Raw genomic sequence first — 19048 nt, 5'->3', positions numbered from 1 at the left:
TTCCGACCTTCAACGGTGAAAGGACCCCGCATGCGATTCGCACGACTCGGACCGATCGGCGCCGAGATCCCCGTGTTGCTCGACGGCGACCGCACGCTCGACCTGCGCGAGGCGACCGCCGACATCGACGGCGCGTTCCTCGCGGGCGACGGCATCGCCCGCGCCGCCGCCGCGTTCGCGGCCGGCGAACTGCCCGAGCTCGCGGGCGCCGAGGCCCTGCGCGTCGGCGCACCCGTCGCCCGGCCGAGCGCGGTCTACTGCATCGGCATGAACTACGCGGCGCACGCCGCCGAGTCGGGCTCCGAGCCGCCGAAGACGCTCGTCATGTTCATGAAGTCGCCGAACACCGTCGTCGGGCCGTACGACGACGTCGAGATCCCGCGCGGCAGCACGAAGACCGACTGGGAGGTCGAACTCGGCATCGTCATCGGCCGCCGCGCCTCGTACCTCGACTCCCCCGCCGAGGCCCGCGCGCACATCGCGGGGTTCGTGCTGGCGAACGACCTCTCCGAGCGCACCTGGCAGCTCGAGGCATCCGGTGGCCAGTGGTCGAAGGGCAAGAGCGCACCCGGGTTCTGCCCGACCGGGCCGTGGCTCGCGACGCCCGACGAACTCGACGCCGACGACACGGGCCTGCGCAGCTTCGTGAACGGCGAGCCGCGGCAGGACTCGCGCACCGCCGACCTGATCTTCCCGATCGACGTGATCGTGCACGAGCTCAGCCAGGTGCTCGCACTGGAGCCCGGCGACCTCGTGCTCACCGGCACCCCGCAGGGCGTCGCGCTGTCGGGCCGGTTCCCGTACCTGCGGGCGGGCGACGTCGTCGAGCTCGAGATCGACGGCCTCGGCCGGCAGCGGCAGACCTACGTGGCGGCGGGCGCCGCCGGAACGGAGTGAGCACCGTGGAGGGCGAGTTCAACGGACTGGTGGCGATCGTCACCGGCGGCGCGTCGGGCATCGGCGCGGCCATCGCGCAGCGGCTGCGAGCCGGCGGCGCGACCGTCGCGGTGTTCGACCTGGCACCCGAGAGCGCCGACGCCGACCTCGCGGTCGCCGTCGACGTGTCCGACGACGAGAGCGTGCGCGCCGGCGTCGCCCGGGTGATCGACGCGCTCGGCCGCATCGACATCGTCGTGAACAACGCCGGCATCGGCGCCCAGGGCGACATCGCCGCGAACGGGGACGACGAGTGGCACCGGGTCTGGGATGTCAACGTCGTCGGGCTCGCCCGGGTCAGCCGGGCCGCCCTGCCCCACCTGCGCGTCTCCCCCGCCGCGGCGATCGTGAACACCTCCTCGATCGCCGCCACCGCCGGGCTGCCGCAGCGCGCGCTCTACAGTGCGACGAAGGGCGCGGTGCTGGCGCTCACCCGGGCGATGGCCGCCGACCACCTGCGCGAGGGCATCCGCGTGAACGCCGTCAACCCGGGCACCGCCGACACCCCGTGGGTGGGGCGGCTGCTCGACGCGGCCGACGATCCCGCGGCCGAGCGCGCCGCGCTCGAGGCTCGGCAGCCGCACGGCCGGCTGGTGTCGCCCGACGAGGTCGCCGCAGCCGTCGCCTACCTCGCGTCGCCGGCCTCGGGTTCGACCACCGGCACCTCGATCGCCGTCGACGGCGGCATGCAGGAGTTGCGGCTGCGCCCGGCCGGCTCGTGAGCCCGTCGCGGCTGACTACGCTGGAACGGTGAGATTCGCGCACCTCAGAGTCGAAGGCCGATCCATCCCCCGCCTCGCCGTCGTCTCGGGCGACGGTGCGCTGTTCCTCGACGAGGTGATGGGCGACGAGGCGCCCCGCGACCTGCAGGAGCTCATCGAGCGCGGCGACCCCGGCCTCGAGCACGTGCGCGCGATCGCCGATCCGGCGATCGCCGACGGCGGCCGTCTCGTGCCGCTGGCCGATCTGCGCTACTCCTCGGCGGTGCTGCGCCCGCCGCAGGTGCTCGCGATCGGCGCGAACTACGCGGCGCACGCCAGCGAGTTGAAGCTGCGCAGCGAGACCGCGATGACGATCTTCTCGCTCTGGCCGAACTCGCTGACGGGCCACGGCCAGACCACCACCTGGCCCGAGGACCTGTCGACCCAGGTCGACTACGAGGCCGAGCTCGGCGTCATCATCGGCCGGCCGGCGCGCGGCGTCCACGTGCGCGACGCGCTCGACTCCGTGTGGGGGTACACCGTCGTCAACGACATCACGGCCCGCGACATCCAGTTCTCGGAGGCGCAGTGGTCGCGCTGCAAGTCGTTCGACGGTTTCACCCCCACCGGTCCGGTCGTCGTCACCGCCGACGAGATCGCCGACCCGCAGGACCTCTGGCTCACCACCAACGTCGACGGTCGCGTCCTGCAGGACGCCTCCACGACCGAGATGGTGCGCGGCGTCGCCGAGATCGTCTCGTACCTGTCGCGCTCGGCCACGATTCCGCCGGGCACCCTCATCTCCACCGGCAGCCCGGGCGGCGCCGGCTACTCGCGCACCCCGCAGGTCTTCCTGCACGACGGCGCGACCGTCACCGTCACGATCGAGGGCATCGGCTCGCTGACCACCCACTGCCGGGTGATCTGAACGCACCGATCGTCATCGCAGCGCGCGGATCGTCATCGCAGCGCATCGGCCGTCGCCGGCAGCCGCGCCGCGAGGAAGTCGCCGGCTCGCTCGAGGGCGCGGTCGGCCTCCTCGAGGGAGCCGACGAGCAGCTGGATGTTGTGCGGGGCGCGCGCGGCGACCTCGAGCACGACGTCGACGTCCGCGCGCGCGGCGTTCGCCGCCAGGCGCAGGGCGTCGTCGAGCAGCAGTTCCCGGCTGCCCACCTGCACGAGCAGGGGCGGCAGGCCTCGGAGATCGGCGAAGACCGGACTCGCCAGGGGCGAAGCGGCCGCGCCCGCCGGATCCGTCTCGGGCAGGACGTGGTCGGCGTAGCGACGGAGGTCGTCGAACGTGAACAACGGGTCGTCGCCCTCGCGCTCGACGATCGACGCGCCCGAGAGCGTCAGGTCGGCCCACGGCGAGAACACCGCGACGGCCGCGGGCATCGGCAGGCCGTGCGCTCGCCCGGCGACCAGTGTCGCGATGGCGAGCCCGCCGCCCGCCGAGTCGCCCGCGATGAGGAGCCGTTCGGGCCCGACGGCGTCGAGGAGCTCCCGGTACGCGGCCAGCGCGTCGTCCACCGGCTGCGGGAACCGGTGCTCGGGCGCGAGCCCGTAGTCGAGCGACCACGCCGTCGTCCCGGTGCGCCGGGCGAGTGCGGCGGCGATCGGAGCGCCGGTTCGAGCCGAGCCGACGACGTAGCCGCCGCCGTGCAGGTAGAGGAGCGCCCCGGCGTCGGCGCCCTCCGTCGGGCTGAGGCGGATCGCGGGGCGCCCGCCGAGCCCGCCCGCCGTCGCGGTGACATCCGACGGGGCGGGGCCGACGAGCCGCGCGAATGCCTCGCGCTGCTCGGCGACGGTCGCGTCGGGTGCGGATCGGCCGGCGCGGTATGCATCGGACACGCGGTCGTACGTGGTGCGGGACATCGGAGGCTCCTGTCGTCGTGCCGTTCATGGCGTAGATTGATTCCCGGGAATCGATATTGCCATCGTAGAAAGATTCCTGTCAATCTAATTCCGGAGAATGCATCATGGCCGACCCCGCGACCGACGCCGACCTCTTCTTCGCGCTCGTCCGCGCCGAGACCCGCTGGTTCGAACGGCTCGACGCCGAGCTGCACGCCGCGCACGGGGTGCACCTCGGCTCCTACGACGTCCTCAGAGTCATCGCCGGGATCGACGGATGCCGGGTGCAGGACATCGTCCGCGAGATCGGCATCACCGTCGGAGCGGTGAGCAAGTCCGTGGACCGACTCGCGGGAGCAGGGCTCGTCGAGCGACGCGCGAATCCCGACGACCGTCGCTCATCGCACATCTTCCCGACCGCGGCCGGACGCCGGGTGCTCGACGACGCCACGCCGACGGTGGAGCGGAGCATCCGCAACCGGCTGGCGCGCCTCGACCCGACCGACCGCCGGGCGCTGGGCGCGGCGATCGCCGCGCTGCGCGCCTCGTTCGACGAGGACGACGCATAGCGCGGTGCTCGGCGGCGGCGCTCCCGCGCGCCGCTACTCGTGCGGTTCGCTGCGCAGGTTCACGATCGGAATCGCCTGCGTCGTCGGCCGCAGTCCCGATAGCTTCGACGGCGACAGCTCGGCCTCGACGGCCTCGCGCGTCATGAGGCCGGCTTCGACGACGAGGTCGGCGACCGGTCGCCCGGTCTTCAGCGCCAGCTTGGCGAGCGTCGCCGCCTCCTGGTAGCCGATGAACGGGATGAGCGCCGTGATCACCCCGACGCTCGACGCCACCTGCGCGGCGAGCCGGTCGGTGTTCGCGGTGATGCCGTCGACGCAGTTGACGCGCAGCGTCCAGCACGCCTGGCGCATCCACGTGATCGACTGCAGCAGCGAGTGCGCGATCACCGGCTCGAAGGCGTTGAGCTGCAACTGGCCGCCCTCGGCCGCCATCATCACCGTGACATCCGTGCCCGCCACCGCGTACGCGACCTGGCTGACCGCCTCGGGGATGACCGGATTCACCTTGCCGGGCATGATGCTCGAGCCCGCCTGCCGGGGCGGCAGGTTGATCTCGCCGAGGCCCGCCTGCGGCCCGCTGGAGAGCAGCCGCAGGTCGTTGCAGATCTTCGAGAGCTTGATCGCGCTGCGCTTCAGCGCGCTCGAGAACGTCATGAACACGCCCGTGTCGCTGGTCGCCTCGATCAGGTCGGGCGCGGTCTCGAGGGCGAGTCCGGTGATCTCGCTCAGGTGCCGCACCACGGATGCCGCGTAGCCGGGCTCGGCCGTGATGCCGGTGCCGATCGCGGTCGCGCCGAGGTTCACCTCGCCGAGCAGCTTGATCGTCTCGCGCAGGCGCGAGATGTCCTCGCCGAGGGTCGTGGCGTACCCGTGGAACTCCTGGCCGAGCGTCATCGGCACCGCGTCCTGCAACTGGGTGCGCCCGACCTTCAGCACGTTGTGGAACTCGGTGCCCTTGCGATCGAACGCCAGGCGCAGGCGGTCGAGCTCGTCGATCATCGTGGTGATCGAGAACGCCATCGCGAGCTTCACCGCGGTCGGGTACGTGTCGTTCGTCGACTGGCTGCGGTTCACGTGGTCGATCGGGTGCACGATGTCGTAGCGGCCCTTGGGGTAGCCGCCGATCTCGAGCGCGAGGTTGGCGATCACCTCGTTCGCGTTCATATTCGTCGAGGTGCCCGCACCGCCCTGGATGACGCCCACCACGAACTCGTCGTGATGCTCGCCGGCGATGATGCGGGCGCACGCCTCCTCGATCCATGCGGCCTGCTCGTCGGGCAGCACGCCGAGGTCGTGGTTGGCGCGGGCCGCAGCCTGCTTCACGCTCGCGAGCGCGCGCACCAGGTCGGGGTAGACCGAGATCGGGCGCTTGGAGATCGGGAAGTTCTCGAGCGCACGCATGGTGTGCACGCCCCAGTACGCGTCGGCCGGAACCTCGACGCTGCCGAGCGAATCGGTCTCGGTGCGGGTCGGACCCTCGGGAAACGGCGGGTACACGGCGTCCTCCTCGGGCGTCGGTGCGAGCGGGACGGGACGGGTGTCGGTGGACGACATGGGTGCGGCTCCATTGCCTCGAGCGCCGCACGGGTGGTGCGGAGCGATCCTGGGCGCCGGGGTTCGCCCGGCTACCGTTCCGAGCCTACCCGCGTGCTCGCGCCCGACGATGGCCGCCGCGGCGAATCGCGGCGGCCGCACCCTCCCGAGTGTCCAGCGCGGCGGCTCAGAAGACGAACGCGAACGGCAGCATCGCCAGACCGAACGCGAGCGCGCCGAGCGTGACGAGCACCGATCCGGCGAGCATCACGCCGTTCAGCACGATGCCCCAGATCGCCATCGTGCGCGACTGCGGTTCGCGCCGCAGCGCCAGGATACCGAGCACGAGGCCGACGATCGGCACGATGAAGGTGAAGCCCGCGAAGATCGACACGAGGCCGAGCACGAGCGCGGCGATGCTGAAGCCGTTCGCGGTGTCGGGGGTGACGGTGGTGGTCGTGGTGGTGGTCATGCCCTCCACGCTAGGGACGGCCCGTCCGCCGGGACATCCGGTCAACCCCCCGATACGATCTGAGGCGGCCCACCCCACCCGATCGGAGTCACGATGCCCCTGCCCTGGACCCTGCACGGCGACGGGAAGACCGTCGCGCCCGGCGAAGTCGTCGCCCCGGGCGAACGCCTGTCCTGGCCGCGCACGATCGGGCTCGGCGCCCAGCACGTCGTCGCCATGTTCGGCGCGACCTTCCTCGTGCCGCTGCTCACCGGGTTCCCGCCGGCGACGACCGTGCTGTTCTCGGGCATCGGCACGATCCTGTTCCTGCTCATCACGAAGAACCGCCTGCCCAGCTACCTGGGCTCGTCGTTCGCGTTCATCGCGCCGGTGCTCGGCGCCCTCGGCGCGACCACGGTCGACGACCCCATGGGCGCGGCCCTGTTCGGCATCGTCGCGGTCGGTCTGCTGCTCGCCCTGGTCGGCGCGATCGTGGTCTGGACGGGCACCGGCTGGATCGACGCGCTCATGCCGCCCGTCGTCGCCGGTGCGATCGTCGCGCTCATCGGACTCAACCTGGCGCCCGTGGCGAGGAGCAACTTCGAACTCGCCCCGCTCACCGCGCTCGTCACGCTCGCCGCGATCCTGCTCGTCACGGTCGTGTTCCGCGGCATCCTCGGCCGCATCTCCATCCTCATCGGCGTGGTCGTCGGCTACGTCGCGGCCATCCTGCAGGGCGAGATCGACTTCGCCGCGGTCGAGCAGGCCGCGTGGGTCGGTCTGCCCGAGTTCCACCTGGCGGCCAACCCGTTCGCGGACGCCGCGGTGTGGGGGCTGCTGCCCGCGTTCCTGCCGATCGTGCTCGTGCTCATCGCCGAGAACGTCGGCCACGTGCGCGGCGTCGCGCAGATGACGGATGCCTCGGTGAACGCGCAGACCGGCCGGGCGCTGCTGGCCGACGGCGTCGCCACGACCGTCGCCGGCTTCTTCGGCGGCTCGGGCACGACCACCTACGGCGAGAACATCGGCGTGATGGCCGCGACCCGCGTGTACTCGACCGCCGCATACTGGATCGCGGGCATCGTGGCGATCCTGCTGGGACTCTCGCCGAAGTTCGGCGCGCTCATCAACACGATCCCGGCGGGCGTGCTGGGCGGCGCGACCGTCGCCCTGTACGGCCTCATCGCGATCATCGGCGTGAAGATCTGGGTCGACAACAAGGTCGACTTCACCCGCCCCGTGAACCAGTTCACGGCCGCGACCGCGCTCGTCATCGGCGTCGCCGACTTCACGATGACCTTCGGCACCGTGGTGTTCAACGGCATCGCGCTCGGCACCATCGCCGCGATCGTCATCTACCACCTCATGAACTGGATCGGGAAGGCGCGCGGCACGGCGTGAGCGGGCCGACCGGCCGACGGCTTCGCCGTCGGCCGGATACGACGTCGATCGACCTGCTAGCCGAACAGCTGCTCGATCGGCCCGCGGGCGAAGTAGAGCAGGAACCCGGCGGCGACCACCCACAGCAGCGGGCTGATGGTCTTCGCCTTGCCGGACAGCGCGCGGATGACCACCCACGCGATGAAGCCCGCGCCGATGCCGTTCGCGATCGAGTACGTCAGCGGCATGATCACGATCGTGAGGAACACGGGCAGCAGCACCGAGAAGTCCTTCAGGTCGAGATCGCGCACCTGGGCCATCATCATCGCGCCGACGATGACCAGTGCCGAGGCGGCGACCTCGCTCGGCACGATCTGGGTCACCGGCGTGAGGAACATCGCCAGCAGGAACAGGGCGCCGGTGATGAGGTTCGCGAAGCCGGTGCGCGCGCCCTCGCCGATGCCCGAGCCCGACTCGATGAATACGGTGTTCGACGACCCCGAGGTGAGCCCGCCCGCGACCGCGCCGACGCCCTCGACGATCAGCGCCGACTTCAGGCGGGGGAAGTTGCCCTTCTCGTCGGACAGGCCCGCCTCCTTCGAGAGGCCGGTCATGGTGCCCATCGCATCGAAGAAGTTCGTGAACACGAGGGTGAAGACGAGCATCAGCGCCGACAGCGCGCCGACCTTGCCGAAGTCGAAGCTGACCTGGCCGATGAGGCTGAGGTCGGGCACCGCGAACGGGTTGCCGCTGAACGCCGGCACCGACAGCCCCCACCCGCCGGGGTTGTCCACGCCCGACCCGAGGTGCCAGATCGCCTCGATGATCACCGCGACCACGGTGCCCGACGCGAGGCCGATGAGCAGCGCCCCCTTGACCTTGCGGGCGACGAGCACACCGGTCAGCAGCAGGGTGAAGACGAACACCAGCGTCGGGACGGTCGCGACCGAGCCGTTCACGCCGAGGCCGACCGGCGGCGAGTTCTGACCGGTCGCGGTCACGAAGCCCGCGTCGACGAAGCCGATGAACGCGATGAACAGGCCGATACCGACGGTGATCGCGATCTTCAGCTCGTACGGCACGGCGTCGAAGATCAGCCGGCGCAAGCCGGTCGCGGCCAGGAGCACGATGATGAGGCCGTTGATGACGACGAGGCCCATCGCCTCGGGCCAGGTGACCTGGCCGACCACGCTGAACGCGAGGAACGAGTTGATGCCCAGGCCCGCGGCGAACGCGAACGGCAGGCGGGCCACCACGCCGAACAGGATCGTCATGACCCCCGCGGTGAGCGCCGTAACCGCGGCGACGGCCGGGAACGCCAGCTGGTCGCCGTTCACGTCGACGCCCGCCGACAGGATGATCGGGTTCAGGATCACGATGTACGCCATCGTGATGAACGTGACGATGCCGCCGCGGATCTCGGTGCCCACGGTCGAACCGCGGGCGCTGATCTCGAAGAAGCGGTCGAACGCGGAGCGCGCCTGGGGCAGCTCGGCCGTGGTCTCGGTGGGGGTCGGTGACGTCATGCGAGAAACTGTAGCGCTGCGGATGCGCCGGGCGCGCGCCTGCGCGGGCGGCCGGGCCGCCCGGCCGATCAGGCGCCGCCGAACAGCTTGATCAGGTGGTCGCCGACGATCAGGTAGATGCCCACGAGCACGGCCGCACCGCTCACGGCGAAGCACCCCCAGGCGCCGAGCAGGGCGAGCCGCTTCTGGCCTTCGGTCAGCGGGCTCTTGCGGGCCGCCTTCGCGGCGCGCTTCTCGGCCTGCTTGATCTCGGCGGGCGTCACGATGGTGATCGCATCGGTGAACTCGGCCGGGGTGACGATCGGGGTGCGGCCCGACATCGTGAGCAGCCGGATGCCGAGCGCGTAGGCGCTCACCACGATCGCGGCGCCGATCAGCGCCGAGACGAGCACCAGGAGGAACGCGTTCCAGTCGATCATGCCGGCGCCTTTCCGCCCGTGTCCGCCTTCTTGGCCTTCTTCTTCGGCTTCGGGTTGCGCTTGATCTTCACCGCACGACCCGAGTCGGCGACCTCGCTGATCACGTTGTGGTGCGACACCTCGCTGCGACGCGACCAGACGAAGATCCCGGCGATCACGATCGTGCCGACCACCGCGTCGATGATGATCCCGATGACGCCGAGGTGGGCGACGAGCGCCGCGAGCGCGCCGACGGCGCCCGCCGCAGGCAGCGTCATGAGCCATCCGATGCCGATGCGCCCCGCCGTCTTCCAGCGCACCTTCGACCCGCGGCGCCCGAGGCCCGAGCCGATCACCGAACCCGACGCGACCTGCGTGGTCGACAGCGCGAAGCCCACGTGGCTGGACGCGAGGATCGTGGCCGCGGTCGCCGTCTCGGCGGCGAAGCCCTGCGCCGGCTTCACGTCGGTGAGGCCCGTGCCGAGCGTCTTGATGATGCGCCAGCCGCCCATGTAGGTGCCGAGCGCGATCGCGATCGCACACGTCACGATGACCCACCACTGCACGTCGGTGCCGGCCGTCTGCAGGCCCGCGGCGACGAGGGTGAGCGTGATGACGCCCATCGTCTTCTGCGCGTCGTTGGTGCCGTGCGCGAGCGCGACGAGCGAGGACGAGAAGATCTGCGCGTACCGGAATCCGTCGCGGCCGTCGGGCTTGCCGTCGTACCGGCGGGTGATCGCGTAGGCGAGCTTCGTCGCCACGTACGCGATGAGTCCGGCGGTGATCGGCGCGAGCAGCGCCGGCAGGATCACCTTCGAGACGACGACGCCGAAGTCGATCGCGCCGAGGCCGGCGCCGACGATCGCCGCACCGATCAGGCCGCCGAACAGCGCGTGGCTCGACGACGACGGCAGCCCGAGCAGCCAGGTGATCATGTTCCACACGATCGCGCCGATGAGGCCGGCGAAGATCAGTTCGGGGGTGATCAGCACCCCGCCGTCGCCCTCGTTGATGATGCCGCCCGAGATCGTCTTGGCGACCTCGGTCGACAGGAACGCACCGACCAGGTTGAGCGCGGCGGCGAGCCCCACGGCGACCTTCGGCCGCAGCGCGCCGGTGGCGATCGGCGTCGCCATCGCGTTGGCGGTGTCGTGGAATCCGTTGGTGAAGTCGAAGAAGAGCGCCAGTGCGATGACCAGCACGACGATGAGGGTGAGATCCACCGGCGTCTTTCTCTGGTTCGGTGAACGGAATTCACCGGATGTTCAGTCGTGGGGACGTGCGAATGCGGCGAGCGCCGCGCTCACGATCCTACCTGCAGCCAGTCTCCGAATCAGCCGAACAGGATGCGCGCCTCGTCGTAGCGCGACTGGGGCACCGTGTTGAGCGACCCGGTGGCCTCGGCGATCGACACGGTCTTGATCTCGGTGCCGCGCAGGGTGACCATGCTGCCCCACGCCGCGTCGTAGACGGCTTCGACCGCGGCCATGCCGAGCCGCGTCGCGAGCACGCGGTCGTAGGCGGTGGGCTCGCCGCCGCGCTGGATGTGACCGAGCACGGTCGCGCGCGACTCGATGCCGGTGCGCTCTTCGATCATCGGGGCGATCATCTCGGCGATACCGCCGAGCCGCGGCCGGTTGAACGCGTCGAGGCCCTTGTGCGAGTGCGCCTCGGTCATCTCGGGCAGCGTGAAGCCCTCGGCGACGACCACGAGCGGGGCACGGCCGCGTTCGCGCACCGACTCGACCCATTCGCAGATCTGCTCGATCGACTGCGGCTGCTCGGGGATGAGGATCGCGTGCGCGCCGCCGGCCATGCCCGAGTGCAGGGCGATCCACCCGACGTGGCGGCCCATCACCTCGAGCACCATGCAGCGGCCGTGCGAGTCGGCGGTGGTGCGCAGCCGGTCGATCGCCTCGGTCGCGATCTCGACGGCGGTGTCGAAGCCGAACGAGTAGTCGGTGGCCTTGAGGTCGTTGTCGATGGTCTTCGGCACGCCGATGACCTTGATGCCGCCCTCGTCGTAGAGTCGGCGGGCCGCGGTCAGCGTGCCCTCGCCGCCGATCGCGATGATCGCGTCGATGCCCTCCTCGTCGAGCATGCGCTGGATGTTCTCGGGGCCGCCGCCCTCGCCCTCGAACGGGTTGGTGCGGGAGGAGCCGAGGATGGTGCCGCCCTGGCGGGCGAGCCCTCGCACGTCGTGCCGGACGATCGGCACGAGGTCGCGCTCGACGACGCCGCGCCAACCGTTGCGGAACCCGACGAACTCGGTGTCGTGCGAGATGACGCCCTTGAGGACCGCGCCGCGGATCACCGCGTTCAGGCCCGGACAGTCGCCGCCGCTGGTGAGCAAGCCGATCTTCATGCCGCGTGGACTCCTCGTCGTGAGTGGAAGGGTTCGCCTGAGCCGCTTCCTCGGGGCACGGACGAGCCAGAGTCTAGCGCGATCACCCCGTTCGGTTCACGCGCGCCGACCCGCTACAGCGCGCCGTCGAGCGCCTGCCGCAGCAGGTGCTGCAGTGCGTCGAGTTGCACCGAGTCGGCCGAGCCGGGCTCGATGTCGCTGCCGTCGAGGGCGCGGGCGGCCAGCCCCTGCTTGGCGTCGATGAGCTCGGCGATGCGGGCGTCCACCGTGTGCGCGGCGATGATGCGCCACGCGGTGACGGGTTCGTCCTGGCCGATGCGGTGCACGCGGTCGATCGCCTGGGTCTGCTCGGCGCTGGTCCAGCTGAGCTCGGCGAGCACCACGTTCGACGCCGCCTGCAGGTTCACGCCGACCCCCGCCGCGGTGAGCGAGCAGACCGCGACGTGCACACCGGGGTCGGTGTTGAATGCGTCGATCGCGGCCTGGCGCGCGAGCGCCGTCTGGTCGCCGCGCAGCGACACGGTGCGGATCTCGCGTGCCGCGAAGGCGGCCTCGGCCTGGTCCATGACGTCGATGTGCTTGGCGAAGAACACCACCTTGCCGACCGAGCGCGCGAGCTGCGCGGCGTAGTCGGCTGCGAGGCCGGCCTTGGCCTGGCCGATGCGGCGCACCATCGTGAACACGTTTTCGCCCGACTTCGCCTGCTTCGACTCCTCGAGCTCGGCGAGCGCGACGGCGCGGATGAACTGGTCGCGTTCGTCGACGTCGAGGGTGCCGACGCGCAGCCCCCGGGCCTCCACGAGTGCACGGAACCGGCTCGCGAGGCGGTGGCCGAGCTCGCGCTCGGCGGCGCGGATGGACCGCCCGAGCTCGTCGTCGAGTTCGACCGGCAGGTCGGCGATGCGCTTGGACGGCAGGTCGGCGGCCACGTCGACCTTGCGCCGGCGCACGATGCCGAGGTCGATGACCGTCTGCCGCGCCGCGGCGTAGAAGCCGTGGTCGGCGGGCGTGAGCCCGGTCTCCTCCAGCTTGCCGAGCAGTTCGGGCGCCGGCTTGTCGCCGTCGATCCAGCCGAGGAACCGCCAGATCGCCCGGAAGTCGTCGACGTCGTTGATGAGCGGCGTGCCGGTGAGCGCGAGCAGCAGCGGGTCGCCGCCGGGCGCGTTGCGCCGGATGCGGTCGGCCAGCGCGAGCACGTTCTTCGAGCGCTGGGACTGCAGGTTCTTGATGAAGTGCGCCTCGTCGACGACCATGCCGCGGAAACCCATGGTGCCGAGCCACGACATGTGCCGGTCGAGCACGTCGTAGTTGACGACGACCACATCGGCGAACGCGTCGAGGGTGTCGCCGTCGCCGTGGATGACGGTCGCCCGGCGGTGCGGGGTCCAGCGTTCGACCTCGCGCGCCCAGTTCATCTTCACCACGTTGGGCACGACGGCCAGCAGCGGGTAGGCGTTCGCCACGGATGCCGCGAGCACCGACTGGGCGGTCTTGCCGAGTCCGGGCTCGTCGGCGAGGAGGAAGGTGCGGTGCCCGAGCCGCGCGGCCTCGATGAATCTGGCCTGGTGGCGCATGAGCTCGAGGCCGCGCGGCGCGAGCCGATCGACCCTGGGCGCCTCGGGCAGCTCCATCGTGGCCGCCTGCCCGCCCGAGCCGAGCTCGAACGACTTGAACAGGGGCCCGAGCAGCTCCCAGTTCGCGAGCCGTCGCACCGGCACGACCGGCGCGACGGTGCGGGTGAGGTCGGGGGCGAGGAACGGGTTCGCCAGCTGTCTGGCCTTCACCGACCGCGGCACGACCTGGTTGACGCTCGGCTCGGGGTCGGGTTCGGGCTCGCGGGTGATGATGAGCTCGTCGGGGCTGAGTTCGGCGCCCGATTCCAGCAGCCAGTCGCGGCGGAAGCGCTGCGCAACGGTCGACACCGAGGCATCCGGTTCGAGCAGGGAGATGAGGCTGGTGTCGCGCGCGGCCGTCTTGGCGAGGATCTGCGCGATGCCGTCGAGGCGCTTCAGCAGTTCGACGCGGGCGGCGTCGGGCGTCTCGTGGTCGGCCTTGACCCGGGCACGCTCTTCGCGCATCAGCAGGGCGATGACCTGGAACTTCTGCCGGTTGGTGGGGCCGAGCTTGTTCTTCTGCGCCTTCTGCTCGACCTCGCGCACCTTGCGGGCGAGGATCGGGATGATGGGCGCGTCATCGTCGCGCGAGCGCGTACGTGTGCGCTGCCTCGTCTGGGCCAATGGTCCTCCCGTTTCTTCGGGCCGCATCTGTTGCGCCGACGACCCGAGGGGCGGATCGCGATGCCGCGGCTCGCCTCGCCGGATCAGGGGCGGACCGCAGGCCGAGGGATCCGCACGGCCGAGCAGTGCGCGGGCGGAGCCCGTGCCGTCGGCCTGAGGAAGGGATCCATCGGGCGCAACCGCCATTCTATCGGGTTTCGGGGCGGAATGCCCGACCGCACCGGCGGGCGCGGCGCGGATCCGTCGTGCAGGGGGTGCGGCGGCGCAGGCCGCGGCCTAGTCTGGGGACATGGACGATCGCGCGGGGGCGGGCGGTGGCGTCGCGCCGGATGACGACTTCACGGTGGCGCAGGACACAGAGTTCGACGAGGCCGAACCGGCCGAGAACGACGACGAGCGACCGATCGACGACGCGCTCGTCGACGAGGTGCCCGGCATCGATGCCGAGCGTCGTGTCGACCTGCGCGACGACCGGCAGCCGGCGCCCGACGTCGAGGAGTGACGGGGACCCGGATACCCCGGCCGGGTACCGGTCCGGCGGAGTATCCTGACGGGGTGATCGAGGACATCAAGCGGCGGGCGCTGCACCGCACGAAGATCATCGAGGGCCAGCTCCGCGGCATCGAGAAGATGATCGAGAACGAGGACTACTGCGTCGACATCATCACGCTGTCGCTCGCGGTGCAGAAATCGCTGGCGTCGCTGAACAAGCTGCTCGTCGAGAACCACCTGCGCACCCACGTCACCCACCAGTACGAGCAGGGCGGCGAGGCCCGCGAGGCGGCGGTGGCCGAGCTGCTGCGCATCTTCGAGCTGTCGAACAACCGCGGCTGAGGCCCGGCGGATGCCTCGCATCGAGCTGATCACGGGCGACCTGACGCACGAGCGGGTCGACGCGATCGTGAACGCCGCGAACTCGTCGCTGCTCGGCGGCGGAGGCGTCGACGGCGCGATCCACCGCGCCGGCGGGCCCGAGATCCTCGCCGAGTGCCGGGCGCTGCGCGCCGGATCGCTGCCCGACGGGCTGCCGACGGGCGAGGCGGTCGCCACCGGGGCCGGCCGTCTGGCGGCACGGTGGGTCATCCACACGGTCGGCCCGGTGTGGCCGGGCCGCGCGGAGCCCGAGGCATCCGAACGCCGGAAAAGGCTGGTTGCCGCCCATCGCAACTCGCTGGCGCTGGCCGCGGAGCTGGGAGCGGGCTCGATCGCGTTCCCGGCCATCTCGGCCGGCGTGTACGGCTGGCCGGTCGACGAGGTCGCGGACGTCGCACTGTCGGTCGCCTCGATGGCGACGGATGCCGCTCCCCCGCGCGTGCGCTTCGTGCTGTTCTCCGAGCGGGTCGCCGAGGCGTACCGGGCCGCCGCCGACCGGCTCGGCGTCGAGATCACGTTCCCGGAGCAGTAGCGGCGAGCCAGGCGTCGAGGTCGCTCGGCCGGTCGGTGATGATGCCGTCGACGCCGAGGGCGGCCACCTCGCTCCACTTCTTCTCGGAGTTCAGGGTGTAGCAGAGCACCGCGATGCCGGCGGCGTGGGCGCGGTCGAGCGCCTCGGGCGCGGCCGTCACGCTGGCCACGGTGGTGCCGAAGCCGATCAGGCCGAATCGTTCCGCGATCGGCCGCGGGTCCGCGGGCAGTTCGCGGATCAGCATGATGCGCGGCAGGTGCGGGGCGACCTCGGCGATCGAGTCGAGGGTCTCGATGCTGAAGCTCTGCAGCACCACCCGCCCCTCGACCCCGCGTCGCTCCAGCAGGTCGGCGACGATGCGCACCTCGTCGGGGGTCCACGCCGCCTTCAGCTCGATGAGCGCGCGGGCGTCGTCGCGCTCGGCGAGCGCGGCCAGGAACGCATCGAGCGTCGGGATGCGCGTGCCTTCGAACGCCGCGTCGTACCGCCGGCCCGCGTCGAGCCGGGAGAGCTGGGCGAAGGTGAGCTCGTCGACCCGGTGCGGATCCCCCGTGACGCGGCTGAGCTCGACGTCGTGGAACAGCACCGGGACGTCGTCCCGGGTCAGCTGCACATCGGTCTCGACGAACTCGAGGCCGTCGAGGGCGAGTTCGAGCGAGGGCAGCGTGTTCTCGGGCGCCTGCGCGCGATCACCCCGATGGCCGACGCTGAACGCCGGTTCGCCGGGCGCGCGCAACGCGCCGAACACGTCGGTGGCCGACGCGGTGGGCGACGACTGCACGACGAGCATCGCGGTGACGGTGATCGCGAGCGCCACTGCACCGACGCCGGTGCGCACGGCACGTCGGGGCCGGCGGGTGAGCAGGTCGACGGGGCGGGTTCGAGCTGGGCGGGTTCGAGCGGGGCGGGTTCGAGCGGGGCGGGTGGGCGAGGTGTCTCGCGCGCCGGGGGCGGGGTGCACGGATCGGGCCTTTCCCCGAACGGGCGCCGTTGCCCGATCGGTTCGGCCACGCTAGCACACGCCGTTACCGATTCGTTACCTGCTTTCGGGGGGCAAGCGGTTCCGGTCGGGAAGGGCGGTCAGGAGGTGCGCTCGTTGCCCCGTTTGTAGTTGCCGCTCGCGCGCGCGAGGAGGTGCTGCGTCTGCGCGTCGTCGGCACGGCTCAGTGCCGCGACGAGCCGGCCCGCAGACGCACCGCCGACCGTCATCACGGCGCGACCGCCGCGCAGCACGATGACCGCGCCCGCCTTCGTGATGCGGAAGTCGAACGGATCCTCGACCAACCGTGCGCGCCGATCGCCGGCGTCTGCGTCGACCACCGGGGCTACCGCAGGCTCTTCGTGTGCCAGACCGTCTTCGTCTCGGTGAACGCGACGATTCGGTCCAGCGCCGGCGCCGCGGCATCCGGGCCGTTCTCGGGGCGCAGGACGCGCTTCAGGGTGTCGGCCGCCGCGATCTCGAGGTCGACCCAGTCGAGCGCACCCGCGCCGACCAGGTCGAGCGCGTTCACGTCGGCGTGCGCGGCCAGCCACGGCGCGATCTCGGCGGGCGACCCGGTCAGCACGTTCACGACGCCCTTCGGCACGTCGCTCGTCGCGAGCACCTCGGCCAGCGAGATCGCCGACAGCGGGTGCCGCTCGCTCGCGACCACGACCACCGCGTTGCCCGCGACGAGCGCCGGCGCGATCGCCGACACCAGCCCGACGAGCGACGAGTCCTGGGGCGCGACGATCGCGACGACCCCCGTCGGCTCGGGCACCGAGATGTTGAAGTACGGCCCGGCGACGGGATTCGCGTTGCCGGTCACCTGCGCGAACTTGTCGGCCCAGCCGGCGTACCAGACCCAGCGGTCGATCGCCTCGTCGACCTGCGCGGCGGCCTCGGCGCGCGTCGCGCCCTCGGCCTGCTCGATCTCGGCGGCGAACTGGGCCCGACGCCCCTCGAGCAGTTCGGCGATGCGGTACAGCACCTGACCCCGGTTGTACGCCGTGGCGCCCGACCAGCCGGCGACCGCGGCGCGTGCGGCGACGACCGCGTCGCGGGCGTCCTTGCGGGACGCCTTCGCCGCGTTCGCGAGGAACCCGCCGTCGGCGGCGAGCACTTCGTAGGTGCGGCCCGACTCGCTGCGCGGGAACGCGCCGCCGATGAACAGCTTGTACGTCTTGGGCACGGCGAGGCGGCTCACTTGCGGGCTCCCTTCTTCGCGGGCACGGCGCTTCGGGCGGTGACGGCCGCCCGGGTCGCGGGCGTGAGGTACGCGCCGAGCCCGTGCCGGCCGCCCTCGCGGCCGTAGCCCGACTCCTTGTAGCCGCCGAACGGGCTGGACGGGTCGAACCGGTTGAACGTGTTCGCCCACACGACGCCCGCGCGCAACTGGTCGGCGACCGCGAGGATGCGGCTGCCCTTGTCGGTCCAGATGCCGGCCGACAGGCCGTACGGCGTGTTGTTCGCCTTGGCGATCGCCTCCTGGGGGGTGCGGAAGCTCAGCACCGACAGCACCGGGCCGAAGACCTCTTCGCGCGCGATGCGGTGGCTCGTCTCGACGCCGGTGAAGATCGTCGGCGCGAACCAGAAGCCGTTGTCGGGGATCTCGCACGGCGCACTCCACCGTTCGGCCCCCTCCGCCTCGCCGACGTCGCTGAGCTCGCGGATGCGGTCGAGCTGCTCGCGCGAGTTGATCGCCCCGATGTCGGTGTTCTTGTCGAGCGGGTCGCCGAGGCGCAGCGTCGAGAGGCGCCGCTTCAGCCGGTCCACGACCTCGTCGTGGATCGACTCCTGCACCAGCAGGCGGCTGCCCGCGCAGCACACGTGCCCCTGGTTGAAGAAGATGCCGTTGACGATGCCCTCGATCGCCTGGTCGATCGGCGCATCGTCGAACACGATGTTCGCGGCCTTGCCGCCGAGCTCGAGGGTGAGCTTCTTGTCGGTGCCGGCGACGGCCTTCGCGATCTGGCGGCCCACCGACGTCGAACCGGTGAACGCGACCTTGTCGACGTCGGGGTGCGACACGAGCGCCGCACCGGTGTCGCCCGCGCCCGTGACGATGTTCACGACGCCGGGCGGCAGATCGGCCTGCTGCACGATCTCGGCGAACAGCAGCGCGGTGAGCGGGGTCGTCTCGGCGGGCTTGAGCACCACCGTGTTGCCGGCGGCGAGCGCCGGCGCGATCTTCCACGCGAGCATGAGCAGCGGGAAGTTCCACGGGATCACCTGGCCGGCGACGCCGAGCGCGCGCGGGTCGGCGCCGAGGCCGGCGTGGTCGAGTTTGTCGGCCCACCCCGCGTAGTAGAAGAACCAGGCGGCCACGAGCGGCACGTCCACGTCGCGCGACTCCTTGATCGGCTTGCCGTTGTCGAGCGACTCGGCGATCGCGAGCTCACGCGCCCGCTCCTGCAGGAGCCGGGCGATGCGGAACAGGTACTTGCCGCGGTCGCGGCCGCTCATCCGGCTCCAGACCCGGTCGTAGGCGCGGCGCGCGGCCGCGACGGCCAGGTCGACGTCGGCGGCGTCGGCGTTCGCGATCTCGGCGATGCGCGTCTCGTCGGCCGGCGAGATCGTCTGGAACGGCGTGCCGTGCCCGCCGACGAACTCGCCGTCGATGAACAGGCCGTAGGAGTCGCGCAGCGACAGGATCGCCCTCGACTCGGGGGCGGGTGCGTACTCGAGGAAGCTCATGGGATGTCTCGTCTCGG

20 protein-coding genes are annotated in these 19048 nt (G+C 71.4%); 8 read left to right on the top strand and 12 right to left on the bottom strand.

Going from position 1 to position 19048, the window contains the following annotated elements:
• Positions 1 to 30: 30 nt before the first annotated feature.
• The 3 genes from MTO99_RS02485 to MTO99_RS02475 are packed head-to-tail and all read left to right on the top strand — an operon-like array spanning position 31 to position 2565.
• Positions 31 to 897 (top strand): fumarylacetoacetate hydrolase family protein, encoded by an 867-nt coding sequence (locus tag MTO99_RS02485; RefSeq protein WP_243556677.1) that lies wholly within the window; start codon positions 31 to 33, stop codon positions 895 to 897.
• On the top strand, positions 894 to 1658 hold the full coding sequence (locus MTO99_RS02480; protein WP_243556675.1) for an SDR family NAD(P)-dependent oxidoreductase: 765 nt from the start codon (positions 894 to 896) through the stop codon (positions 1656 to 1658). The genes MTO99_RS02485 and MTO99_RS02480 overlap by 4 nt, the downstream gene beginning before the upstream one ends.
• Positions 1659 to 1686: 28 nt before the next feature.
• Complete coding sequence (locus MTO99_RS02475) at positions 1687 to 2565, top strand: fumarylacetoacetate hydrolase family protein (RefSeq protein ID WP_243556673.1); 879 nt, start codon at positions 1687 to 1689, stop codon at positions 2563 to 2565.
• A 32-nt stretch (positions 2566 to 2597) separates the two neighbouring features.
• Here the strand turns inward: MTO99_RS02475 and MTO99_RS02470 are convergent, their stop codons facing one another.
• On the bottom strand, positions 2598 to 3512 hold the full coding sequence (locus MTO99_RS02470) for an alpha/beta hydrolase (RefSeq protein WP_243556671.1): 915 nt from the start codon (positions 3510 to 3512) through the stop codon (positions 2598 to 2600).
• A 104-nt stretch (positions 3513 to 3616) separates the two neighbouring features.
• Between MTO99_RS02470 and MTO99_RS02465 the strand changes: the two genes are divergently transcribed.
• Positions 3617 to 4060, top strand: a complete 444-nt coding sequence (locus MTO99_RS02465; protein ID WP_243556669.1) for a MarR family winged helix-turn-helix transcriptional regulator — start codon at positions 3617 to 3619, stop codon at positions 4058 to 4060.
• Between the two features lie 33 nt (positions 4061 to 4093).
• On the opposite strand, the gene MTO99_RS02460 is transcribed toward MTO99_RS02465, so the two are convergent.
• Positions 4094 to 5614 carry an aspartate ammonia-lyase gene (locus tag MTO99_RS02460; RefSeq protein ID WP_243556668.1) on the bottom strand — a complete coding sequence of 507 codons (1521 nt, stop codon included), beginning with the start codon at positions 5612 to 5614 and terminating at the stop codon, positions 4094 to 4096.
• A 166-nt stretch (positions 5615 to 5780) separates the two neighbouring features.
• Complete coding sequence (locus MTO99_RS02455; RefSeq protein WP_243556666.1) at positions 5781 to 6065, bottom strand: DUF4190 domain-containing protein; 285 nt, start codon at positions 6063 to 6065, stop codon at positions 5781 to 5783.
• A 93-nt stretch (positions 6066 to 6158) separates the two neighbouring features.
• Here MTO99_RS02455 and MTO99_RS02450 point away from each other — a divergent pair, with 93 nt between their 5' ends.
• Positions 6159 to 7445, top strand: a complete 1287-nt coding sequence (locus tag MTO99_RS02450) for a uracil-xanthine permease family protein (RefSeq protein WP_243556664.1) — start codon at positions 6159 to 6161, stop codon at positions 7443 to 7445.
• A 56-nt stretch (positions 7446 to 7501) separates the two neighbouring features.
• Here MTO99_RS02450 and MTO99_RS02445 read toward each other — a convergent pair whose 3' ends face one another.
• The 5 genes from MTO99_RS02445 to MTO99_RS02425 form a co-directional block, all read right to left on the bottom strand.
• Complete coding sequence (locus MTO99_RS02445) at positions 7502 to 8950, bottom strand: NCS2 family permease (RefSeq protein WP_243556662.1); 1449 nt, start codon at positions 8948 to 8950, stop codon at positions 7502 to 7504.
• Between the two features lie 68 nt (positions 8951 to 9018).
• Complete coding sequence (locus tag MTO99_RS02440) at positions 9019 to 9369, bottom strand: peptidase (protein ID WP_243556660.1); 351 nt, start codon at positions 9367 to 9369, stop codon at positions 9019 to 9021.
• Entirely contained in the window at positions 9366 to 10571 is a 1206-nt protein-coding gene (locus MTO99_RS02435; protein WP_243556658.1) for an inorganic phosphate transporter, read from the bottom strand. The genes MTO99_RS02440 and MTO99_RS02435 overlap by 4 nt, the downstream gene beginning before the upstream one ends.
• 110 nt (positions 10572 to 10681) lie before the next feature.
• On the bottom strand, positions 10682 to 11713 hold the full coding sequence (locus tag MTO99_RS02430) for a 6-phosphofructokinase (protein WP_243556656.1): 1032 nt from the start codon (positions 11711 to 11713) through the stop codon (positions 10682 to 10684).
• Between the two features lie 113 nt (positions 11714 to 11826).
• Positions 11827 to 13977, bottom strand: a complete 2151-nt coding sequence (locus tag MTO99_RS02425) for a DEAD/DEAH box helicase (protein ID WP_435520788.1) — start codon at positions 13975 to 13977, stop codon at positions 11827 to 11829.
• Positions 13978 to 14239: 262 nt separating this feature from the next.
• On the opposite strand from MTO99_RS02425, the gene MTO99_RS02420 reads away from it, so the two are divergent.
• Genes MTO99_RS02420 through MTO99_RS02410 form a run of 3 tightly spaced genes read left to right on the top strand, consistent with a single transcriptional unit; the run spans position 14240 to position 15355 of the window.
• Positions 14240 to 14452: a hypothetical protein gene (locus tag MTO99_RS02420; RefSeq protein ID WP_243556653.1), complete on the top strand. Its 213-nt coding sequence runs from the start codon at positions 14240 to 14242 to the stop codon at positions 14450 to 14452.
• Between the two features lie 53 nt (positions 14453 to 14505).
• Positions 14506 to 14784 (top strand): metal-sensitive transcriptional regulator, encoded by a 279-nt coding sequence (locus tag MTO99_RS02415; RefSeq protein ID WP_243556651.1) that lies wholly within the window; start codon positions 14506 to 14508, stop codon positions 14782 to 14784.
• A gap of 10 nt (positions 14785 to 14794) precedes the next feature.
• Positions 14795 to 15355, top strand: coding sequence for an O-acetyl-ADP-ribose deacetylase (locus MTO99_RS02410; protein WP_243556649.1), 561 nt, complete (start codon positions 14795 to 14797; stop codon positions 15353 to 15355).
• Here MTO99_RS02410 and MTO99_RS02405 read toward each other — a convergent pair.
• The 4 genes from MTO99_RS02405 to MTO99_RS02390 all read right to left on the bottom strand — a co-directional run bounded on the left by MTO99_RS02405 (position 15336) and on the right by MTO99_RS02390 (position 19031).
• A complete protein-coding gene (locus MTO99_RS02405) occupies positions 15336 to 16193 on the bottom strand; it encodes a glycerophosphodiester phosphodiesterase (protein ID WP_243556647.1) in 858 nt (285 codons plus the stop codon). The genes MTO99_RS02410 and MTO99_RS02405 overlap by 20 nt on opposite strands.
• Before the next feature lie 242 nt (positions 16194 to 16435).
• Positions 16436 to 16675, bottom strand: a complete 240-nt coding sequence (locus tag MTO99_RS02400; protein WP_243556645.1) for a hypothetical protein — start codon at positions 16673 to 16675, stop codon at positions 16436 to 16438.
• A 5-nt stretch (positions 16676 to 16680) separates the two neighbouring features.
• A complete protein-coding gene (locus tag MTO99_RS02395; protein ID WP_243556643.1) occupies positions 16681 to 17541 on the bottom strand; it encodes an aldehyde dehydrogenase family protein in 861 nt (286 codons plus the stop codon).
• Positions 17538 to 19031, bottom strand: a complete 1494-nt coding sequence (locus MTO99_RS02390; protein ID WP_243556641.1) for an aldehyde dehydrogenase family protein — start codon at positions 19029 to 19031, stop codon at positions 17538 to 17540. Before MTO99_RS02390 ends, MTO99_RS02395 begins: the two co-directional genes overlap by 4 nt.
• Between the last annotated feature and the right edge of the window lie 17 nt (positions 19032 to 19048).

The organism is Agromyces larvae, assembly GCF_022811705.1.
Taxonomy (GTDB): domain Bacteria; phylum Actinomycetota; class Actinomycetes; order Actinomycetales; family Microbacteriaceae; genus Agromyces; species Agromyces larvae.
The sequence above is the reverse complement of the archived record's forward strand: the minus strand, read 5'-3'. Positions and strand labels throughout refer to the sequence as shown.